The 18,986-nt window shown below is 47.3% G+C and carries 8 protein-coding genes; all 8 read right to left on the bottom strand.

Features of this window, described 5'->3' with window-relative positions; genetic code table 11:
• The 8 genes from L6472_RS00300 to L6472_RS00260 all read right to left on the bottom strand — a co-directional run bounded on the left by L6472_RS00300 (position 1) and on the right by L6472_RS00260 (position 18,967).
• Positions 1–3,951 carry a glycoside hydrolase family 3 N-terminal domain-containing protein gene (locus tag L6472_RS00300; protein ID WP_237806125.1) on the bottom strand — a complete coding sequence of 1,317 codons (3,951 nt, stop codon included), beginning with the start codon at positions 3,949–3,951 and terminating at the stop codon, positions 1–3.
• Positions 3,948–7,802 (bottom strand): FAD-dependent oxidoreductase, encoded by a 3,855-nt coding sequence (locus tag L6472_RS13600; protein WP_370640859.1) that lies wholly within the window; start codon positions 7,800–7,802, stop codon positions 3,948–3,950. Before L6472_RS13600 ends, L6472_RS00300 begins: the two co-directional genes overlap by 4 nt.
• A gap of 265 nt (positions 7,803–8,067) precedes the next feature.
• Complete coding sequence (locus L6472_RS00285) at positions 8,068–9,672, bottom strand: DUF4832 domain-containing protein (protein WP_370640899.1); 1,605 nt, start codon at positions 9,670–9,672, stop codon at positions 8,068–8,070.
• Between the two features lie 12 nt (positions 9,673–9,684).
• Positions 9,685–11,331, bottom strand: coding sequence for a SusE domain-containing protein (locus L6472_RS00280; RefSeq protein ID WP_237806121.1), 1,647 nt, complete (start codon positions 11,329–11,331; stop codon positions 9,685–9,687).
• A gap of 20 nt (positions 11,332–11,351) precedes the next feature.
• Positions 11,352–13,070: a RagB/SusD family nutrient uptake outer membrane protein gene (locus L6472_RS00275; RefSeq protein ID WP_237806119.1), complete on the bottom strand. Its 1,719-nt coding sequence runs from the start codon at positions 13,068–13,070 to the stop codon at positions 11,352–11,354.
• Between the two features lie 12 nt (positions 13,071–13,082).
• The gene (locus tag L6472_RS00270; protein WP_370640898.1) at positions 13,083–16,361 is read right to left on the bottom strand and encodes a SusC/RagA family TonB-linked outer membrane protein; all 3,279 of its coding nucleotides are present in this window, start codon (positions 16,359–16,361) and stop codon (positions 13,083–13,085) included.
• Positions 16,362–16,515: 154 nt separating this feature from the next.
• Positions 16,516–18,009, bottom strand: coding sequence for a DUF4832 domain-containing protein (locus L6472_RS00265; RefSeq protein WP_237806115.1), 1,494 nt, complete (start codon positions 18,007–18,009; stop codon positions 16,516–16,518).
• A gap of 52 nt (positions 18,010–18,061) precedes the next feature.
• The gene (locus tag L6472_RS00260; RefSeq protein WP_237806113.1) at positions 18,062–18,967 is read right to left on the bottom strand and encodes a FecR family protein; all 906 of its coding nucleotides are present in this window, start codon (positions 18,965–18,967) and stop codon (positions 18,062–18,064) included.
• Between the last annotated feature and the right edge of the window lie 19 nt (positions 18,968–18,986).

Here is an 18,986-nt window from a genome sequence, read left to right as displayed (position 1 = left end):
TTATTTAATTGTTATTTCTACTGATTGATTACCGGCCATGATGATATAGGTTCCTGGTTCCAAGACATTATTTCCCTCACTATCCACAAAGCCAAGATCACGTGTGGTATTCAGATGGAATGTGTAGTTTTCGCTCTTTCCTGCTGGGATATCCTTTTTTGCAAAGAACCTCAACTCCTTAACAGGACGCGTCAATGGTGCATACTTGCAAGTCACAAAGCCAAGTACCGTTTCCTTGCCATCCAGCTTACCCGTATTACGAACAGGTATGGTTACTTCGAAATCCTCGTTTGCCTTCAGTTCTTTCTTCGATATGCTGATAGCTCCATACTGAAATGTTGTGTAGCTCAGTCCATATCCGAAAGAATAGAGAGGTGTGCTGGGAATATCCTGATAGAAACCCTGATGATGGCGTGCACTGGCACGCTGGTTATAGTAGATTGGAATCTGACCAGACGTATACGGGAACGTGATAGCCAACTTACCGGATGGATTGATACGTCCGGAGAGGATTCCTGCCAACGGTTTTCCGCCAGGAGTACCGGGTTGCCACATCTCAACGATAGCATCAGCAAGCGGTTCCATGCGATTCAGCTGCAGGGGACGTCCGTTACTCAGCACAAGCACTATCTTTTTACCCGTATCACGAAGATGTTTCAGTAAGTCCAATTGTATCTGAGGTAGCTCGATGGTAGAGCGCGATGTATTCTCACCGCTCCACTTGCGGCGCTCACCCAGACAGGCAATGACAACATCGGCCTGCTGTGCCAAGCGTATAGCCTCCTCAAATCCCGCAATAACTTCTCCTTCAAAGTCGCAACCCTTGGCATATCCTACTATGGTTTCTTTTCCGAACTCATCCATCAAAGCTTCCCATATCGTTGTCACATCCTTTTTTTCACCATGGCCCATCCAACAGCCCATCATTTCCTCCTGTGCTTTCGCTAAAGGACCAACGACAGCGATACGCTTACCGCTCAGTGGCAGTAGCGAATGTGTGTTCTTCAACAAAACCATCGATTCTGCCGCCAACTGCTCTGCTGTTTGACGGCTGTCCCCACGCAGGAATCGACTATCGTCAACAGGTTCTGGTGTATAAGGATGCTCAAACAGTCCCAATTCAAATTTCAGGGTAAGGATACGCCTTACGGCATCATCTATCAACGACAAGTCAACAGTCCCCTTCTCTACCGATTGTCTCAAATGCTCATCATAAGCATGCGACATCATGTCTATATCAACGCCTGCCTTTATGGCCATCTCGCCTGCACTTCCAAGGCTAGCAGCAGCACCTTGGCTTTTCAACTGGGCGATAGCAGCCCAGTCCGACACCACGATACCTTCAAAACCAAGTTTGTCGCGCAGCACATCCCGCAGCACATAACTGTTTGATGTCACAGGCGTGCCGTTCAGATTATTAAACGAGCTCATAATCGTAGCTGGTTTCTCCTTCATACACAGGCGATAGGGAGTGAGATAAGTATCCCACAATGTCTGCTGCGACACCTCCGTATATACATAGTCACGTCCAGCTTCCGAAGCGCCATAAGCCACATAGTGTTTCAAACAGGATGCGATAGAAAGACTGTCGTTCAACGATGAGCCTTGATAACCACGCACAGCAGCAGCACCCATCATACCGTTTAGGTAAGGATCCTCGCCATAGCCCTCTGCCACACGTCCCCAACGAGGATCATGAGCCACATCGACCATTGGCGAGAAGGTCCAGTCAACGCCCGACATCCTTGACTCTTGAGCAGCCACACGACACGACTGTTCCGCCAACTGTTCGTTAAAGCTGCAGGCTTGTGCCAGAGGTATAGGAAAAATGGTACGGAATCCGTGAATAACATCGTGTGCAAAGAGAATGGGGATGCCAAGCCGCGACTTCTCCATAGCCGTGCGCTGCATCATGTTGCGCAACTTTGGATCTGTACCGAAATAGATCAGCGACCCCACTTCTGCAGGTATGTTTACTACTTCACGTCCCTTGTTGTTCTCGATATTATTACGTCCAAGTGTGAACTGCACCAGCTGCATGATTTTCTCGTCCAGCGTCATCCTACCCAACAAGTCTTCCACCCTTCTTGAAACAGACGCTGCTGTGTCCTTATATACAGGTAACTGCTCGCGGATAGCGAGTGATTGCGATTTAGAGAAAGGCGTCTTTGCTTTCTTTGTATAATAATCATGCATGATATACCATGCCTGTTTTCGTTGTCCCTGGTCAGACACCAGTCCCTTACGATTCCATCCGTCCTGATTGGTAGGATGCAGACGGGTAGGACTACGGAAGTCGAAGAGTATCCATGGGGAAACGCCACAGAGGTTATCGATATTCTCAAACATCGTCAGGTTACGGCGATAGAGTTCTGCCTGATATTCCTCACTCCAGCTACTTGCCACCTCCCTGTCGCCATGTTGTCCATAGAGTGCTTCACAACCGAACTCCGAGATAAAGAGAGGCTTTTCCTTAGCAACATCCCAGAACAAGTCCTTTGGGTTCTTCGGCCATGCCGCATACCAACCCATATATTTATTAATACCTATCACGTCGAGGTTGTGATAGAAGTCATCATCCATTACAAAGCGGTCTTTCTCCGAATCATAGGCAGCTAGATCGTAGGCAGCAGTGAAGAGACGGGTAGAGTCCATTTCCTTACCAACACGCAGCAACTCACGCAAGAAAGCATTACGCGCAGGCGTATTCTTTGTCTCATTGGCAATTCCCCAGAAACAGTCTGCACAACGGTTGCGGTCGCGACGAATTGTCTCGCGCAACATATCCGAAGCTTTGGCAAGTGTTTCCTTGTTGCCGAAATCTATATCCTGCCATACAGGAATCTCCTGCCAGAGCATGATGCCCATTTTCTCTGCCAGTCTGACAATATACTCATTCTGCTGATAATGCGCCAAGCGCACCATATTGACGCCAAGTGCCTTTGCCTCTGAGAGCAGCATCATCGCATCGCCCTCGCTATAAGCGCGCCCCATGCGCTGAGGTATCTCCTCATGGAAAGAAACAGAACGAAGGAACGTCTCCTTGCCATTCAGATATATGCGCGTTCCTTTTACCTCTATATTACGGAAGCCTATCTCATCCTTCACCTCGTCTGCAACAGTTTTTATCGTCACCGCATAGCATTTAGGCATCTCTGGCGACCAGCGCTTCAGGCCCTTGACCTTTATACGACCGCAAGCCACACCCTCGCTGTCGGTCTTCAACTGGAGGTGTTGCTTCAATTCGGGAATCTCCACTTGTACGTTTTCCCCTGCTATGGTCTTCGACAGTTCTACCCGAACATTGATAATATCAGGCAAGTGTTTGTCCAACTGAACAACATAATCACTGATATAGACCTCCGGCACACTGACCAACATCACATCACGCGTGATACCGCCATAGTTCCACCAGTCAAACGACATTGCAGGGATTGCCTCCTTGCGTCGTGTATTATTCACTGCGATGCACAAGAAGTTACTTCCTTCTTTTAGTTGGCTCGTAACATCCACTTGAAAAGGAGTAAAAGCACCTTCGTGCTCCATCACCTTCTCTCCATTCAGGTAAACAGCACAGCGATTGCTTACACCCGAAAAATAAAGTATCTCCTTACCAGCCCTCTTCGGTTGATAGTCGAAGTGACGTGCATACCACACCGTTCCCTCGTAGTATTTCAGTTCCGCAGCCTGACTATTCCAGTCGCTAGGAACATTCAGTCGAAGCCCTCCCTCGAAAGAGAACTCGTAGAATTCCTCTTTCGTCTGTGGCTTCGCATTCTTATAGACCGGCATCCGCTCGCCCGCGCTAAAAGGATCAATAAGCGCTGCCCACTTCCCGTTAAGACTCGTACAACTTCGACCATAAACATTAGCTACATAAGAGGTGGCTGCAACAGCATGGGTGGCACCTATTATAATATATAAAAGGAGAATAGCAATATTTCTTTTCATTTTCGATGATAGCGATATAATTGATAATCATTCTTTTCAGGCAGTGAGAAACGTATCTTTCCGTCTGCTTCCACAGAGACCTCTGTCGAGGCACCCGTTCCGAAGACAGGTTGAAGTAGCAAGCGGTCGCCTTCCTTCAGCCAAGTCTTCATCAGAGCACTATTTGCCTCGTTGTCTTCACGAAAAACAAGCAGGAAGCCCTCTTCATCGTTCAGGATAGACTGAAAGCCTGTCCATGAGCGTCCGTCTGGCTCGTTTCCTATCGGAAGAATACAACCTTTATGCAGTTCTTCCTGGACCTTTCGATACTGCTTAACAACCTTTTCCGCATTGAATGCTGCATCTGGCAGATTCTGCGCTTCCATCCATGCCAATGGCTGTCCGGCCATTGCCACAGCGAAAAGGTAGTCGAAACGATAGTTATGGGGAGCAAAGACATCATTCTCAGGATACTTGTCCTCGTTGCGCCACTTATTCAGGAATTCCACCTGCAGACGCTCAGTGGGAACATAGCGCGAGAGCTGCCACAAGTTGCGCAACGTCTGATAGGGATAATAGTTACCCCAGTCTGTATAGCGATTCTCCAAGAACACGTTGCCATATTCAGCAAACATGTGATAGCCACCTCTGCGACCTGCTGTAGCGTCCAGATTGAACATCACCTCCTGATGACTCTCCTGCATGACTTTGTCAAACAGCCTTCGCAGGTTTTGCTCAGCCCGTTTGGTAGGAATCTGCAAACCGTCAATTTTGAAAATAGTGATGCCGTATTTCTTCCACAATGCCAAAATTGCATCAGCATCTTTCTGCCAGTCGGCAAAATCATTCTGGATGCTTGGGTTATACCACAAGCCAATACGAATGCCCAACTGCCGTCCTTTCTCCACAATAGGTGTCAAGCCATTGGGAAACTTGATGGTGTCCGGCATCCAGTAGTCTGCTTGTTTCCATATATCATTAAAGGAACCTTTCGCCACCTTTGAATTGGGACTCTTGCCTATCTGCCAGCCATCATCCAACTGAAACACACTAACACCTAAACGAGCAGCCTTATCCAGCTCAGCAAGACAGAAAGCCTCATCTATCTTGCTATCCTGACTGCGGTCGCCCCACGTGTTCAGCATCACCATCTCGTCGTTAGCACGCTGACATATACGTGCCTGTTTCTGATAACCACGCAGGTTTGTCAAGGCATCTAAATCGCTACCGTCGTACACCCCAAGTACTACACCATACGTAGGCACCCATTCCGCAGGCGAGACATCCTTAGCTGCCAAACCAGTCCCCGTCACCTTGAAGGTTCCGAAGTCCGTACGGAAGTCATAACCAGGATAGTGAAGTTGTGTACTGGAACAAGGAGCCTCTTTCAGAAAAAAGAAGCCATCATTAGAGATTCCATCCTTTGCAAAGAGCAGGTTGCCACGATGAGAACTTTCTCTATAGGGAATAAACGAATGCTCACTTACCAGATTATTATTCCAGTCTGTATAGTCAAGAAACTCCACCGTACGTGTCTGCCAGTGATGACCATCCAATTCCAAACGGTCGAGCACGGGCACCTTTACTGCCACGCTCATATCTGCCGTCGATTCAATATTCTTTCTATCGGCGCCTGAAACTTCTTTCTCCGTCTGCTGTCCTTCAAGTTGACCTCTTAAATAGGTCTGACAAGCAATGGCAGCTACATCATCATAGATGCGATACTCTCGGATCACATCCAGTTTGCCTTTAGAGAATGATACCTTTACTGACAGATAACCATTATGTAGTGAATTTCCAACAACAGCCTCTGTTTCAAGATGACCATCGCGTGCCTCACCTTTCACCATGAGCATATCAGGATTCTTGCCCTGTGCCGACAGATAGCGACCGTTCTTCTTATTCAGCACACCGATCGTCTTCAAGTCTCCACCATTCCATAGGAAAATGCGTTCCATGCAGTCATTACCCATTCGCAAGGTATCATCATTTAATTGCGCATAGCCCTGAAGAAGCGACGGTTTCTTGGGTTGGTCGAGCATGATGTTGGGAGCGTTGAAACGTTGGTTGTCTGGTGCATCCTCAGCACCCGCACCAGCCTGCATGAGCTGTTGCAGTTCAGGGATATATCTCTCATAGACGCCGCGTGGACTCACACCATATTTATGGCATAGCGAAGCTGCCATACCCACCACTTCGCCCATCATGCCTGTGGTACGCATGACGCGTATCGTGCCCAGTGCCACATGCGTGCAACTGATGTTACGTCCTGCCATAAACAGGTTGCTGATGTTACGAGAGTAAAGACAACGATAGGGTACGTCATAAGGATGAATCCAGTTGTGCACAGTCCTGGTTTTGAACTCCTCACCCGGAAAGTACTTCGTATTCGCTGGGTCAGGAAAGTGCAAATCGATAGCCCATGTGGTACAGAACGAGGCATCCTTGTGCTGTATGTTATTATCAATATCGTTTTGCGTCAGCACATAGTCACCCAACAGTCGGCGTGATTCACGCTTTCCCTGCACATAGCCCAACCAGTCGAGCTGACGACGCGCATACTTGTCTTTACGTTTGGATCTGTTCTTCAGGAAGCTCCAGTTGGAATAAACCACAAACATACCATAGTCGCGGATTTGCTCCGCCTGTGTGATCTGGTTCTTGTTCATACCTGTCTCCCAGGTCCATTCACCATTAGTGACAAACTGCGCATTCTGTTCATTGAACGCCATACCATATTCAAAGAGAGGAAAAGCCACGGGTTTATCCGTTGGCTTAGAATACCATTGCAACGAAGAGCCCATCACAAGCGTATCGGCATGCTCTGGTGCCAGACTCTCGTTGTACTCATAGCGAGCCTCTCGTCCCATAGAATAGTCGGCACCTGCCAATGCGCCTATCGTTCCGTCACCCGTGCAGTCTGAGAACAAGCCTGCCTCGAGGACTATACGTTGTGCAGTCTCAATTTGTTCTATTACAACATGGTCTATCCGGTTATTCGTCGTCTTCACGTCGATGGCACGAAAGCCTGCAAACAAAGTGATATTCTTCTCACTGAGGATGAAAGAGTCTTTCTTCTGGTCTTCATAATATTCGGCTGGCATGGCATTGCCACTTCGTGTGTGACCAAACTCACGAATCATGCGTCCCAATCGCGGATACTTACCCGTCTCACTGACACCACTCAGATGAACACGCACCTCCGATGAGTTGTTGCCGCCCAGTACGAAACGGTCGTTGACCAAGGCCACACGCAGATGCTGACGGGCTGCAGCCATCGCTGCACACATGCCCGCAATGCCACCACCAACGACAACAAGGTCGAACGTCTGTGACTGGTCTGCCTGCACCTTCTGCAAGCTTCTGCGCCACGCCGTGGGCTGTGCAACGGCATTGGGGTTAAAAGTCTTTGATGTAGTCAGCAGTATCGCGTCACAACGACCATCGAAGCCTGTCAGGTCGTGAAGAGCAAGCTTGGTCTCTCCTTTTTCCAATTCCACTTGTCCTGCCTCTTGCCAATACCATCCATGACCGATAGTACCCAACTGTTCTGAACGGAAGTTTTCACCTATGGTCAACTGAAAGGCGCCAGGTCCTTTCTTTCCGCCACTAAAAGGAGCTGTCCAATTGTACGTACGCACATAGACACGATACCTTCCACCCTTCTTTACAGATAATATTGTCGTAGCATCTGCCACGGGGGTTCCCAGTCCGTGAGCCAACAGATAGGGCGACCCCATCAGGTTCATGAACTGCTGATCAACGGCCCAGCCACCTTTGTTCTGGAAAGCTTCCGTCTCAATCAGGATATCTGTTGCACCTATCAGTAGTGAAAAGCCTATAGAAATCAGAGATAAAAGAAATCTTTTCATCGACGATAATACTGCTTGTATTGTATTTTTTATTATTGTTCTTTTTGTAAGCTTTGTCCTATGACGTTATCAAACCTAAAGTTTCATGTGGTCAAAGCTATGCCTTGATATAACCATTTAGATTATTTTGCTCAGCAATATAATTTATTTTGCCGTACAATTAAATTTATTTTGGTCGGCAATTTAAATTGTATGTCAAGCCTACAGTTGAAGTTTGGCACTCCGAAACTGCAGGTTTGACCATACAAAACCTTTCAAATAACAATTACTTCACGGTCACATCCGCTATCTTCATCCAGCCATCAGAGGTCAGCACCTCATCACGGGCCGATATACGGATACCTATCTCATTATCCTTCTGTGTATCAACCAAACCAACGGCCCATGTGTATTTACCTGCAGCAACATTGCTCAGGGTGATATCTGTCTTATAGGTATGGGGTGTTCCCTTTACCCATTCGTTGATCTGCGGATTGTCATCAACAAACTGATAAACCGGTTTTTCCTGTGCGTCAAGGAGAGCAAAGCATACCTTGTACTTTTGATTCCACTGTGGGATATTAGTAGGACAATAGCCCCATCCCAAGTTTGACCAGCGATGCACAATAGATACCTTTCTACCTGAATTAGCTGATGTGGGTACTGAAATCTTATCGGCATACAGACGATAACCACCCTCGGCAATGAACTCCTTGACCAGATTAAATGCGGTGTTAAACCAAGAGTGTGTCTCACCAGTATTAACATTTGACGAGAAACGAAGGTCCATCATATTTACATTGGCACCTTTACCCTCGTTAAACTCACCCTGTCGTACCTCAGCAAAGTTATTATAGCCATCACCCTTGATAGAGTTTCCATGAGAAGACTCTACCCAACCACCTTCCATGACGAAAGGTGTCTGATAACGATATTTTGCAGCGATGCCACGTTCCCATGCCTTATAGTAATTCTTCATACCAAAGGCATCATGACGCAAGCAAAAACCCTTCTTTACCGCACGATCAATCAGTTCCTCTGACTTCTCCAAACCATTATCAGCCGTCTCATTGGTGTTAAGCAGACAACGGTGGTAGTTGATCATGATAGGCACACGCTTGAAAGCATCGACCATGAGGTCGGTAATCCACTCAAAGACTGCCTCACGGGGAGAAGCATCACCGGTAGAGTAAACAAGCGTATGGGTTTCACCCCACTTTCCGAGTCCGAAACCACTAACGAACTGTGTAACCTCCGGGTCATCGTATTTGGCAGCAAAGTCGCGCAGGAACTTTCCGTATTTCTCCTGAAAAATAGGATCATCAGGATAAGGTGTCCACCCCTTGAAACTACCTGTAGTTGTCTCAAAATATTTTGCTCCAGCTTCCCTTACATACTCCGGCGAGAAGTTCTCGTGCTTGTCGCGTGAGTCTGTCACAAAGGTCCAGGCAATCTTCAGTCCACGTTCCTTTGCGCCCTTCATGAGCATACGGAATCTACGAGCAGGAGCTGTATCCACATCATCCTGCCAGATATACTTTCCTTCCTCGGGATTGAACTGCGACCAGGCACCACGCATATACAGCGTTGTTCCGTAGTCAGAGACCTTCACCTTACCCTCGGCCGATTCAAAGTTATCATACAGTTCCCAGAAATTATCCATCATGCCATCGCCAATACCGGCATAGATAACCCATCCCTGCATGGGATTCTCTTTCTGAATCTTATAACGTTCGGGTTTGAAGTTTACTATCTCGTTACCACTGATATTCCAATCTACGGTAGCTGTTTCCTGTTGCTCATCCTCGGAACACGAAGTTCCGAGAACGGGCATCAGAGACATTAATACGCCTACGATGAGCGTATATTTACTGAATAATATATTGTTCATCATCTTGTTTTTTTACTTAGTTGCAAATGTAACGGTGAGCTTCTCAATGTCAACAACAACAAAGTTGCAGTTCTCAGGCAGCAGGAAGAAGGCATAACGGTTGTCACCCTGACCCTCTACCAGTCCCTGTGGGGTACTGTCCGTAACCTCTACAAAGCCATTATGATCGTTACGCTTGGCGTCAGCAGTAGAACCATAGGCATATACATTATTATGATGGTTAGAGACACAGAACTTCACGGCACCCTTTGGATTGTCGCTGCCAATAGTCGCTGTCTCACGTGGCAGAACAGCACCTTTATAAACGAACACATTAGGATTAGCCAAGCTCTGTTTCAGCGTATAGGCCTCTTGGAAACCAACAGCAATGTTCACTTCCTTATCATCACAGTTTTCTGCCGAACCAGCGTCGTAGGCAAAACTGTTGAATGAGCCCCACATCCAGAGTTTGACAACCTCCTGTGTATATGAGTTCTTGCCTATTGACGTGTTGTTATATGACACGGTCTTGTTCTTCAAGTCTGTGGCAGGAGAATAGATGATGATGGTCTTCTCCGCTACGTTGATGACAATGCGGTATGTGCCATCAGCAGGAATGGTCCAATAGCGCTGGTTTGTCTTGGTGGTCTGAGCCAGGGCAAACGAAGCTGAGGTGCCATCAGCGATTGCATGATTGTCTGCCTCCTGTGGAACAATCGACATCTCCTGAGCATCATTGAATGTCAAAGGTATGTAAAGCTGACCAGCCTTCAACTCGCCACGCCATGCGTATAGATTCTCATTCTCAAGTGTCTGCTGAACCTCTATCTGTTCACCACCAGTTGCACTACCTGCCAAGAACATCTGATCGGCCTCCACAAGGGCGCCTGCAGCCAGAATACGAACCGTCTTCGCACGCAGATTGATGTTAACGCGATAGTTATCCTCTTCTGTGATGACCCAGCTATTAGCCTTTGCCTCATCAGTAATCACACATGGCATATCGCCTGTTGTGATAGCCTCATCAGCATTCAGCGGACCGACCGCATTCTGCTCGTCGGCATAGATAACAGGGAAGTTGATCTTACCAGGCTTGAGGTGCATCGTACCTGTATAGACCATATCGTCATCACTCTTACTGAGTTCTGCACGACCATCGGCTACAGCCGTACCATCTACAAAGAGCTGATCAGCCAGGAACTGCTTAGGACCATAGGTCTTCACCGTGAATGAAGCAGTCGATACATCGGGCACCTTCATCTGCGGACCTTCGAAAGAAGCCGTCACCGTTATGATGACCTTGCAAGGAGAACTTGTCATCTGTCCGAAGTGTTCCACCAGCATCTGCTGCATCTCTGCATTGGTATAGGAACGCGAGAACTTTCCGTCATCCTCATATTCCACAATATCCTCAGCAGCACTGCCATCAACAGAGAATTGATATTTATAGACGGTAATGTAATCATTACCATAATCATGTGCGGCGCACCAACTGAAATTCAATGCAACATCATCAGGGTGGTCTTCGTCCAGTTTAATATATTCTGGTATATCGGAGAACTGCATGTCTGAATGATTTCGCGACAACCAGTTGTCAATCTCCTGATCGCAAGATGCCAACAACAGGACCAAGACTGCCGAACCTAGCATCTTTGCATATTTCATTATGTTCTTATTCATATACTCTTCAAGTTAGACTATTAATAACCTTCGTTGTTTGTAAGTGCTGGACAGAGTTCCATATCGTGTGTAGGAATAGGCCACAACATCTGACGAGCAGGGAACTTACGCTCTGCACCCGTTGTACATAGACCAGCCTTGAACAGAGCAGAGAAGTCTGCCAGTCCATCTTCATCAATCATAGGAGTCATGCCCCAGAACCAGTTGCCCTTGTTGACCACATTTGTCAGCACAGCATTGGGATCCATGAGCAAGATATAGTTATAACCATTGAGTGCCTTCTCTGCCAGATTCCATCTCATCAAGTCCTGCAGACGCTGGTTCTCCATAGCCATCTCCATGCGGCGCTCTATGCGAACCTCATAGCGCATCTGCGACTGGCTGACAGCACTTACGGCAGGATATGCCGTTGTCTCGCTCTTGTTGACACCATAGGCACGTGCTCTTACCTGATTAATACAATCGGCAGCAACATCCAGGTCTTTATTCTGCTCTATCAGCGCCTCTGCATAAATCAGCAGCAGGTCTGCATAGCGCATAATCACATAGTCTTGCTCTACCTTCAGTCCGTTGTCCATCCAAGTAGCATCGATGCCTTTCTTCCACAACAAGCCATTGTAAGAAGTGTATTGAGCCACAATACGTGTATCCTGATTTGACTGCAGTTTACCTGTAGTATAGTTCATGATCTGCGTGGCAGCAGGACTTGGATTGAACTCATATCCGCAATGATTAGTGCCAAACTCAACAATGGTCATTGCACATCGGGGGTCACGGTTCTGGAATGGGTTGTGAGGATCGAATAGTGGCGACTCGTCGATAGGCTTTCCATCGGTACAGAGGAAAGCAGCGAGCAAATCCCATGAGGGGTTATAAGAGCCATAGCCTCCTGCGTTACGTGGCAGTGCGTTCTTAACAATCCATGAGTCCAGAACCACATCATTCTCTATAGAACGTGGAAGAACAAAGATCTTCTCTGGCACATTCTTGGTCTGCTGTTTGAACAGATCCGAGAAGCTGGGATAGAGAGAGTACTGATTCAAGGCAATACACTGAGCAGCAGCCTTCTCTGCAATGTCATAGTCGTGCATATAGAGTGCATAACGAGCCTTCATAGCCAGCGCTGCTCCCTTGGTAGCATGAATGGTTGAATTCTGGGAGTAGCTCTCAGGCAAGTACTCGATAGCCTTGTCAAAATCATCATAAGTCTTCTGCTTAACCTCATTCTTATCCATGCGTCCCATGCTCTCTGCCTCTGAGATGGTCTTTGTCTCATCCATGTAAGGCACATCTCCATAGAAGAAGGTCAAGTCGGCGTATTTACATGCACGGCAGAAGTATGCCTCACCGGCATAGCGGTTGCGTGTCTTCTCGTCGCAAGTAGCCTTGTGAATATTCTCAAGCAACGTGTTGCAGCGAGCTATCAGCTTATAGCTCTGGTTCCAAAGAGTATATACCTCATACTGCTGTCCGTTGAGTGTAGCGTCGAGCACACAGCCATTACTACCTGGGTTACGGTTTTGCAAACGGTAGGTTGTATTGTCAGACCATTGCTCAGAGGAGTTAAGGGGCTCCTGCCAATAGCCCAGGATATAGAATTCGTTGGTTGCCATCTCGAGTTCATTCTCGGTAGTATACCAAGCTGCGGTATTACCCTGTGACTTGGGGACAAGGTCCATATCCTCACATGCTGTGAATGCCAACAGGGCGGCTATGATAATTGAATTTTTTACTTTCATAGAATGGTATGTTTAGAAATTGACTTGTATGCCAAAGAGCAGTGATGTGGTAATAGGATAAGAGCTAACGCCCATTTCAGGGTCCCACCCTTTGGGGAAATTGCTGATGCAGAAGAGGTCTGAAGCACTTGCATAGACTCTCACTTTCTCTATCGTGAGGGCATCCATCCACTTCTTAGGGAGTGTATAACCCAGCGAGAGGTTTTTCATTCGCAGATAAGCACCATTGAAGATCCAGTGGTCTGAAGTGGCATAGTTATTACTCTTCGACACACTACTCAAACGGGGATAGAAGGCTGACGCGTTCTCTTCCGCACTATTCAGCGGACTCCAGTAGTTGCCCTCTATGATTGAGGGGATGTTACCATAGTTATCGCGCAAGGGCTGCACCATGGCAGTCTCTAAGTATGAGTTCTGCTTACCTACACCCTGGAAGGCCATATTCAGGTCAAATCCCTTCCATTCAGCACCTAACTGTACGCCAAACTGATAGCGAGGCAGTGAGTTGCCAAGGGGAACACGGTCGTACTCTGGCGATATTTTTCCATCGGGCACACCGTCAGGGCCACTGATATCACGGTACTTCAGGTCACCCACAGTTACTGTTGTTGCCGTACGTGCAGAGTTGTTCACCTCTTCCTGTGTCTGATAGATGCCCTCACACACATAGCCATACCACTCATTGAAGAGTACACCTTCACGTTTTACCTTTCCTCCACTGATGATATCGGAGTTATTCAGGTAGTCAATACGCGACTTGAAATCAGAGAGATTTATAGTTACATGGTATTTGAGATCAGCAATATGGTCGTTCCATGTGATATCCAGATCCCATCCCTTTGTTGACATCTTACCAGCATTGGTATTAGGATCGTTGTAACCCATGGTATAAGGAATCTGGATAGCCAACAGCATATCGCGTGTCTGCTTCCAATAATAGTCGAAGGTGAAACGCAGACGACCGTTCAGGAAATGGGCATCAAGACCTAAGTCGGTAGAAGTGGTGGTCTCCCATGTGATGTCCTCAACAGGCAATACCGACGGACGAGCTGTCTTTCCTGAAACCACAGAGCCATCGGCCATATAGAAGAAAGAGTTACCAAACGACATCAGAGCCATGTAGGGGAAGTAGTTACTGCCTATGCGCTCATTACCCAGCATACCCCATGAAGCACGCAACTTCAAGTGTGAGAGATAACCTTGATTTGTGATTTTCTTCATGAAAGGCTCTTGGGTCATCACCCAACCAGCCGAGAACGAAGGGAATGTTCCCCAACGATAGTCCTTGGCAAAACGAGAAGATCCATCATGACGCACATTAGCCTGGAACAGATAACGGTCGGCATAAGAATAAAGTACACGTCCGAAGAATGAGTTTGATACATACTCAGAACCAGTACCGCTGTTATCCTTGAAGTCTTCTGGACCAATGTTCAGATAGGGATAGCCTGTCAACTCATACTGGTCGCGTGCTGCACTAAGGCTCTCCGACTCTGTAGAGTAGTTCTCATAACCTGCCATCAAGGTCAGGCTGTGGTCTCCAAAGGATTTCATATAGTTGGCAATAATCTGAGATGTTACGCGCCAACTCTCATTACGTGATTCTGTCAGTTTGTTGGTTGCATAGATAGAACCGGCATCAAAGTAACCCCCAAAGGTATTGGGGTCGTCGACCAGAGTATAGCCACAAGCCAGTTTGAAGGTTTTTCCTTTGCTATAGTTCAGATAGGGCGAAACAATGGCTTGCAGTGAAAAGCCATCGAAAGGTTTAATGGTAATGCTTCCCTTACCCTGAAACTGAGTACTGCTATTATGTGAGTAGCCACCCTCAGTCAGCAAACCATAAGGGTTAGCACCACTCTTTCCAGAAGCCAGACGTCCGTCTTCCCATGTTGCAGGATAGATGGCAGGCATCTTACGCATGTCACTAAAGGGATCGTAAACGGTATTGTCACTCTTTGCATGGCGCAGACTGAAGTCAATGCTGGTAGTCAACCATTTATTGATGGTGAAGTCGTTGTTGGCACGCATCATATAGCGCTTGAAACCACGACCATCATACAATCCGTCAACATCATCGTATGACAATGTGACCACAGAGCGTACCACCTTATTACCACCTGTCATGGTCAGATTGTGCGAGCTACGAGGTGCACTGGACTTCAACATCAATCCCTGCCAGTCCGTAACAGGATACTGGTCTGGGTTGGTTTCATGATAGCGCATCCAGTTCTTTGTCTGGTCTGCCGTATATACCTGAAACAGTCCGCCTGAAGGATTATCATTATACTGCAACTCATTGTTCATCTCCAAATAGCGAGTCACACCCACCATGCTTGGCTGTGTGGTTGGGATCTCAAGACCCAGCTCACCAGTATAGTGCAACGACAGCTTGCCCACATCCTGACCACGCTTAGTGGTTACAAGGATAACACCTGCAGCAGCCTTGGCACCATAGATACTGGCAGCAGCAGCATCTTTTAACACGGTGATGTTCTCTACATCGTTTGAATTAACATTATCCAGCGAACCTTCCACGCCATCGACAATAACAAGTGGTGACGAGTCGCCCATGGTGGTGACACCACGCACATGGATACTGCTGGCGCCACTGCCAGGAGCGCCACTGTTTCGTCTTACCATGATACCAGAGAGCGAACCCTGCAAGGCGTTGGACAACTGAGTATTGTGTCTTGCCACCAAGTCTTCACCCTTCACAGCACTCACAGCACCAGTAAGATCCTTTTTCTTCACCGTACCATAACCAATGACAACCAGTTCTTCAAGACTGTTGCTGGTCTCAACCAAGGTTATATCGTATTTGCCACTGGCAGCTATTTTCACTTCCTGGGTGTTGAATCCCATATAGCTTACCTCTATGACATCATCCTTTCCACACTCAATCGTATAGTTACCATCCATATCACTGATGGTTCCCTTACTGCTTCCTTTGATCTTCACCGTGGCACCCATGAGCGGCTCACCGCTCTGGTCCACGATGTGTCCTGTCACAGTGCGAGGCTTATCATCATTCGCTGCCTTGCCAGAAGTCTTTGCCTTCTTGGCACTTGCAATGACGATTTGCTTTCCGTTAATAGTGTAGGACAAAGAGGCAGTGGCACACAGATCTGCAAGAATCTTCTCAATGCTGCGTCCCTGCAACTCAATAGTCACTTGTTCACTCAGGCGTTTTTCCACAGCCTGATCGTAAACAAATACATACTTACCCTGTGCTTCGATATACTTAAAGACAGACTTGATTGTTGTTTTCTCAGCCTTCAGTATATACATCCCGTTTGCATGGTTCAGCGTGATAACGCCTGCCCACATCGGAGATGCGATAGTCAGAGCTGACAACACAACCAACGCTGCCAATCGCTGACGACATAGGGATTTGATTCTGAGTGTTCTCATACAATAATAATATTAATAGTTTATGTTTAGATTAATGAATACTCACATTGTTTAATATTAGCCAGCCATTGTGGAGCAGACTTTTATCAACAGCTATCTCAAGAGCAGGCCTGTTTTCTTTAGTCACATCGACCAGTGCCACAGCCCATTGATACACGCCCTTTTTCAGTTCCTTGGAGCAAAGCGTTACTTTACTGGTAGAAAAGTGCCCCTTTTCCCATAGAGAAAGGTTACTTTTCTCATCGAGAAGTACCGCTTTTACTTCACCGTCCTGCAACAGGGCATAGGCAACCTTGTATTTCTGGTTCCATTGTGGGATATTGGTAGGACAGTAGCCCCATCCCATATTGGTCCAAACGGAACTGATTGTTACATCCTTAGCGCCGGCTTTCACCCTGTCTGGTACAGTAACTGACGAGGGATAGAGTCGATAGCCCCCTTCTGCCACAAAGCGTTTAACCAAATCGAAAGAGGTGGCAAACCACGAACGAGTCTCGTCATTCACGCGCAAGTCCATCATGTTCACATGGGCTTCCTTCGCATCCAGATACTCTCCCAAGCGCACATCCTCAGGATGTCCCTCACGATACTTTCCGCTAGGATCACGCCAGTAGCGGTGATGAGCACCTGTTATCCAGCCTCCCTCCATGATAATGGGGCGACGGAAGTTCCATTTCTCAGCAAAGTCCTTTTCCCACTTTTCATAATAGCCAGTCATACCAAACGCATCGTGGCGCAGACTATAGCCTTTATTGATAGCACCCTCGAGCAATGCCTGACTACGCTCGTGAGGTGCCGACCAGCTAATCGTGTCGCCTACCAACCGATGATAGTTGATAATCAGGGGAATCTTCGTGAAGGTCTTCGTGTAAAGGTCGGTAATCCAGTTGAACACCTTTTCCTTATTACTATAGTCACCATATTTCACGCCATGAGCCTCGCCCCATTTTCCAAGTCCATAGGCATCGATAAAGTCCACCTTGTCAGGATCATTGAAAGCAGTAGCAAGCGCTTTCAAGAACTTGGCATATTTCTCTTGAAACACAGGATCATCGGGATAAGGCGACCAAACAGAAGGGTTGTTGGGGTCTTGGAAGCCACAGGCACCAGCTTCCTTCACATAGAGCGGCGTATTCTGTCCTTGGTCACGACTATCCACCACAATACGGAAGGCCAGTTTCATGTTGCGATCCAACACACTTTGGAAGAGCCTGCTAATGCGGGAATCAGGATTCTGCCAAGCATATTGTCCCTCCTCAGGCTCCAAAGAGCTCCAAGAGGTACGCACATAGCACGTATTGGCATAGTCAGAGACACGGACAACAGAGTCTCCCACACTCATTTTGTCATACCCCATCTTGTCCCAGAAGTTCTCGTCCCACGTTCTTCCTATATACATCACCCATCCGTTTAGCGGGTTGCGCAAAACGCGAGTGCTATCAGGCAAGAAAGTGGTCGTAACCATCTTGGCTTGAAGCGTATGGCATGCTGCCATCAGTAAGATAGCAAATAATTTATATCTCATTGTCTTAAGGTTGGTTTCTAGTATAATATCGATTTGACGAGAGAAGACTCCATCAATGGAAATCGGTGCCAGCCAGTGCGTTAACCGACTTTATCACATCGCGAACATCCTTCTGATAAAGCAGTTTTCCATACAACTGGATATCGGAATGCATTTCATCAACAGTATAGTTTGTACCATAGTAGTCATTTATTCGAGTCATCACCATACCCAGGTCTTCACCATGTAGGCTAAGCACCCCGTTCAGCCAACCGGCATATTCCTGAGCATCTACCTCCCGAAGGCTCTTGAAGGTGCCATTTTCCAATTGCAGCAATTGGTTAGGACGCATCGTCACGGCATCATTATTACTTGTCGTTGCCGATACACAACCCTCTATAAGCACCACCTCTGTCTGATTATTACTATAGTGGTTGACACAGAACTTGGTACCCAGGACCTTAACACTCACGCCATCAGTATTAACAATAAAGGGATGATTCTTGTCGTGAGCCACATCAAAGTACACCTCTCCACAGGCATAGACCTCACGGCGCTCACCATTGAAGACCTTAGGATACCTGACCTCTGAACGCGAATTGGCGATAATCTTTGTACCATCGCTCAGCATAATGGTCATCTTCTCACCAACAGGCACCTTGATGGAAACATACTCCAGCGCAGCCTGACTTATCAGCGTTCCTTCGTCAACGCCCATTGAAGAGCGATAAGCAAAGAAACTGAAACTCATCACAAGGACAACAGCCAGCGAGGCTGCCAACGACAAAACGACACGACGGCGCGACTTCCTCTGGTGTATCTTGCGGAAGGTGAGTTGCTCTATCCTGCTCAGGTTCACGCCCTCAGGCACTCCGTCATCAACGAAAGCCTTGAGTTTGCGATCCTCCAGACTATCGCCATAAGCATAGTCGGAAAGGGCATTTCCTATGTTGTTATTATCATTTCTTTGTATAGTCATATATTATATGTATGTGTTG

The organism is Prevotella sp. E13-17 (assembly GCF_022024035.1).
Taxonomy (GTDB): domain Bacteria; phylum Bacteroidota; class Bacteroidia; order Bacteroidales; family Bacteroidaceae; genus Prevotella.
The sequence above is the reverse complement of the archived record's forward strand: the minus strand, read 5'-3'. Positions and strand labels throughout refer to the sequence as shown.

What these genes read in the sequence shown, in the direction of transcription:
- L6472_RS00300 (WP_237806125.1), bottom strand. Translation starts at nt 3,951, where the DNA reads ATGAAAAGAAATATTGCTATTCTCCTTTTATATATTATAATAGGTGCC.
- L6472_RS13600 (WP_370640859.1), bottom strand. Translation starts at nt 7,802, where the DNA reads ATGAAAAGATTTCTTTTATCTCTGATTTCTATAGGCTTTTCACTACTG.
- L6472_RS00285 (WP_370640899.1), bottom strand. Translation starts at nt 9,672, where the DNA reads ATGAACAATATATTATTCAGTAAATATACGCTCATCGTAGGCGTATTA.
- L6472_RS00280 (WP_237806121.1), bottom strand. Translation starts at nt 11,331, where the DNA reads ATGAATAAGAACATAATGAAATATGCAAAGATGCTAGGTTCGGCAGTC.
- L6472_RS00275 (WP_237806119.1), bottom strand. Translation starts at nt 13,070, where the DNA reads ATGAAAGTAAAAAATTCAATTATCATAGCCGCCCTGTTGGCATTCACA.
- L6472_RS00270 (WP_370640898.1), bottom strand. Translation starts at nt 16,361, where the DNA reads ATGTATATACTGAAGGCTGAGAAAACAACAATCAAGTCTGTCTTTAAG.
- L6472_RS00265 (WP_237806115.1), bottom strand. Translation starts at nt 18,009, where the DNA reads ATGAGATATAAATTATTTGCTATCTTACTGATGGCAGCATGCCATACG.
- L6472_RS00260 (WP_237806113.1), bottom strand. Translation starts at nt 18,967, where the DNA reads ATGACTATACAAAGAAATGATAATAACAACATAGGAAATGCCCTTTCC.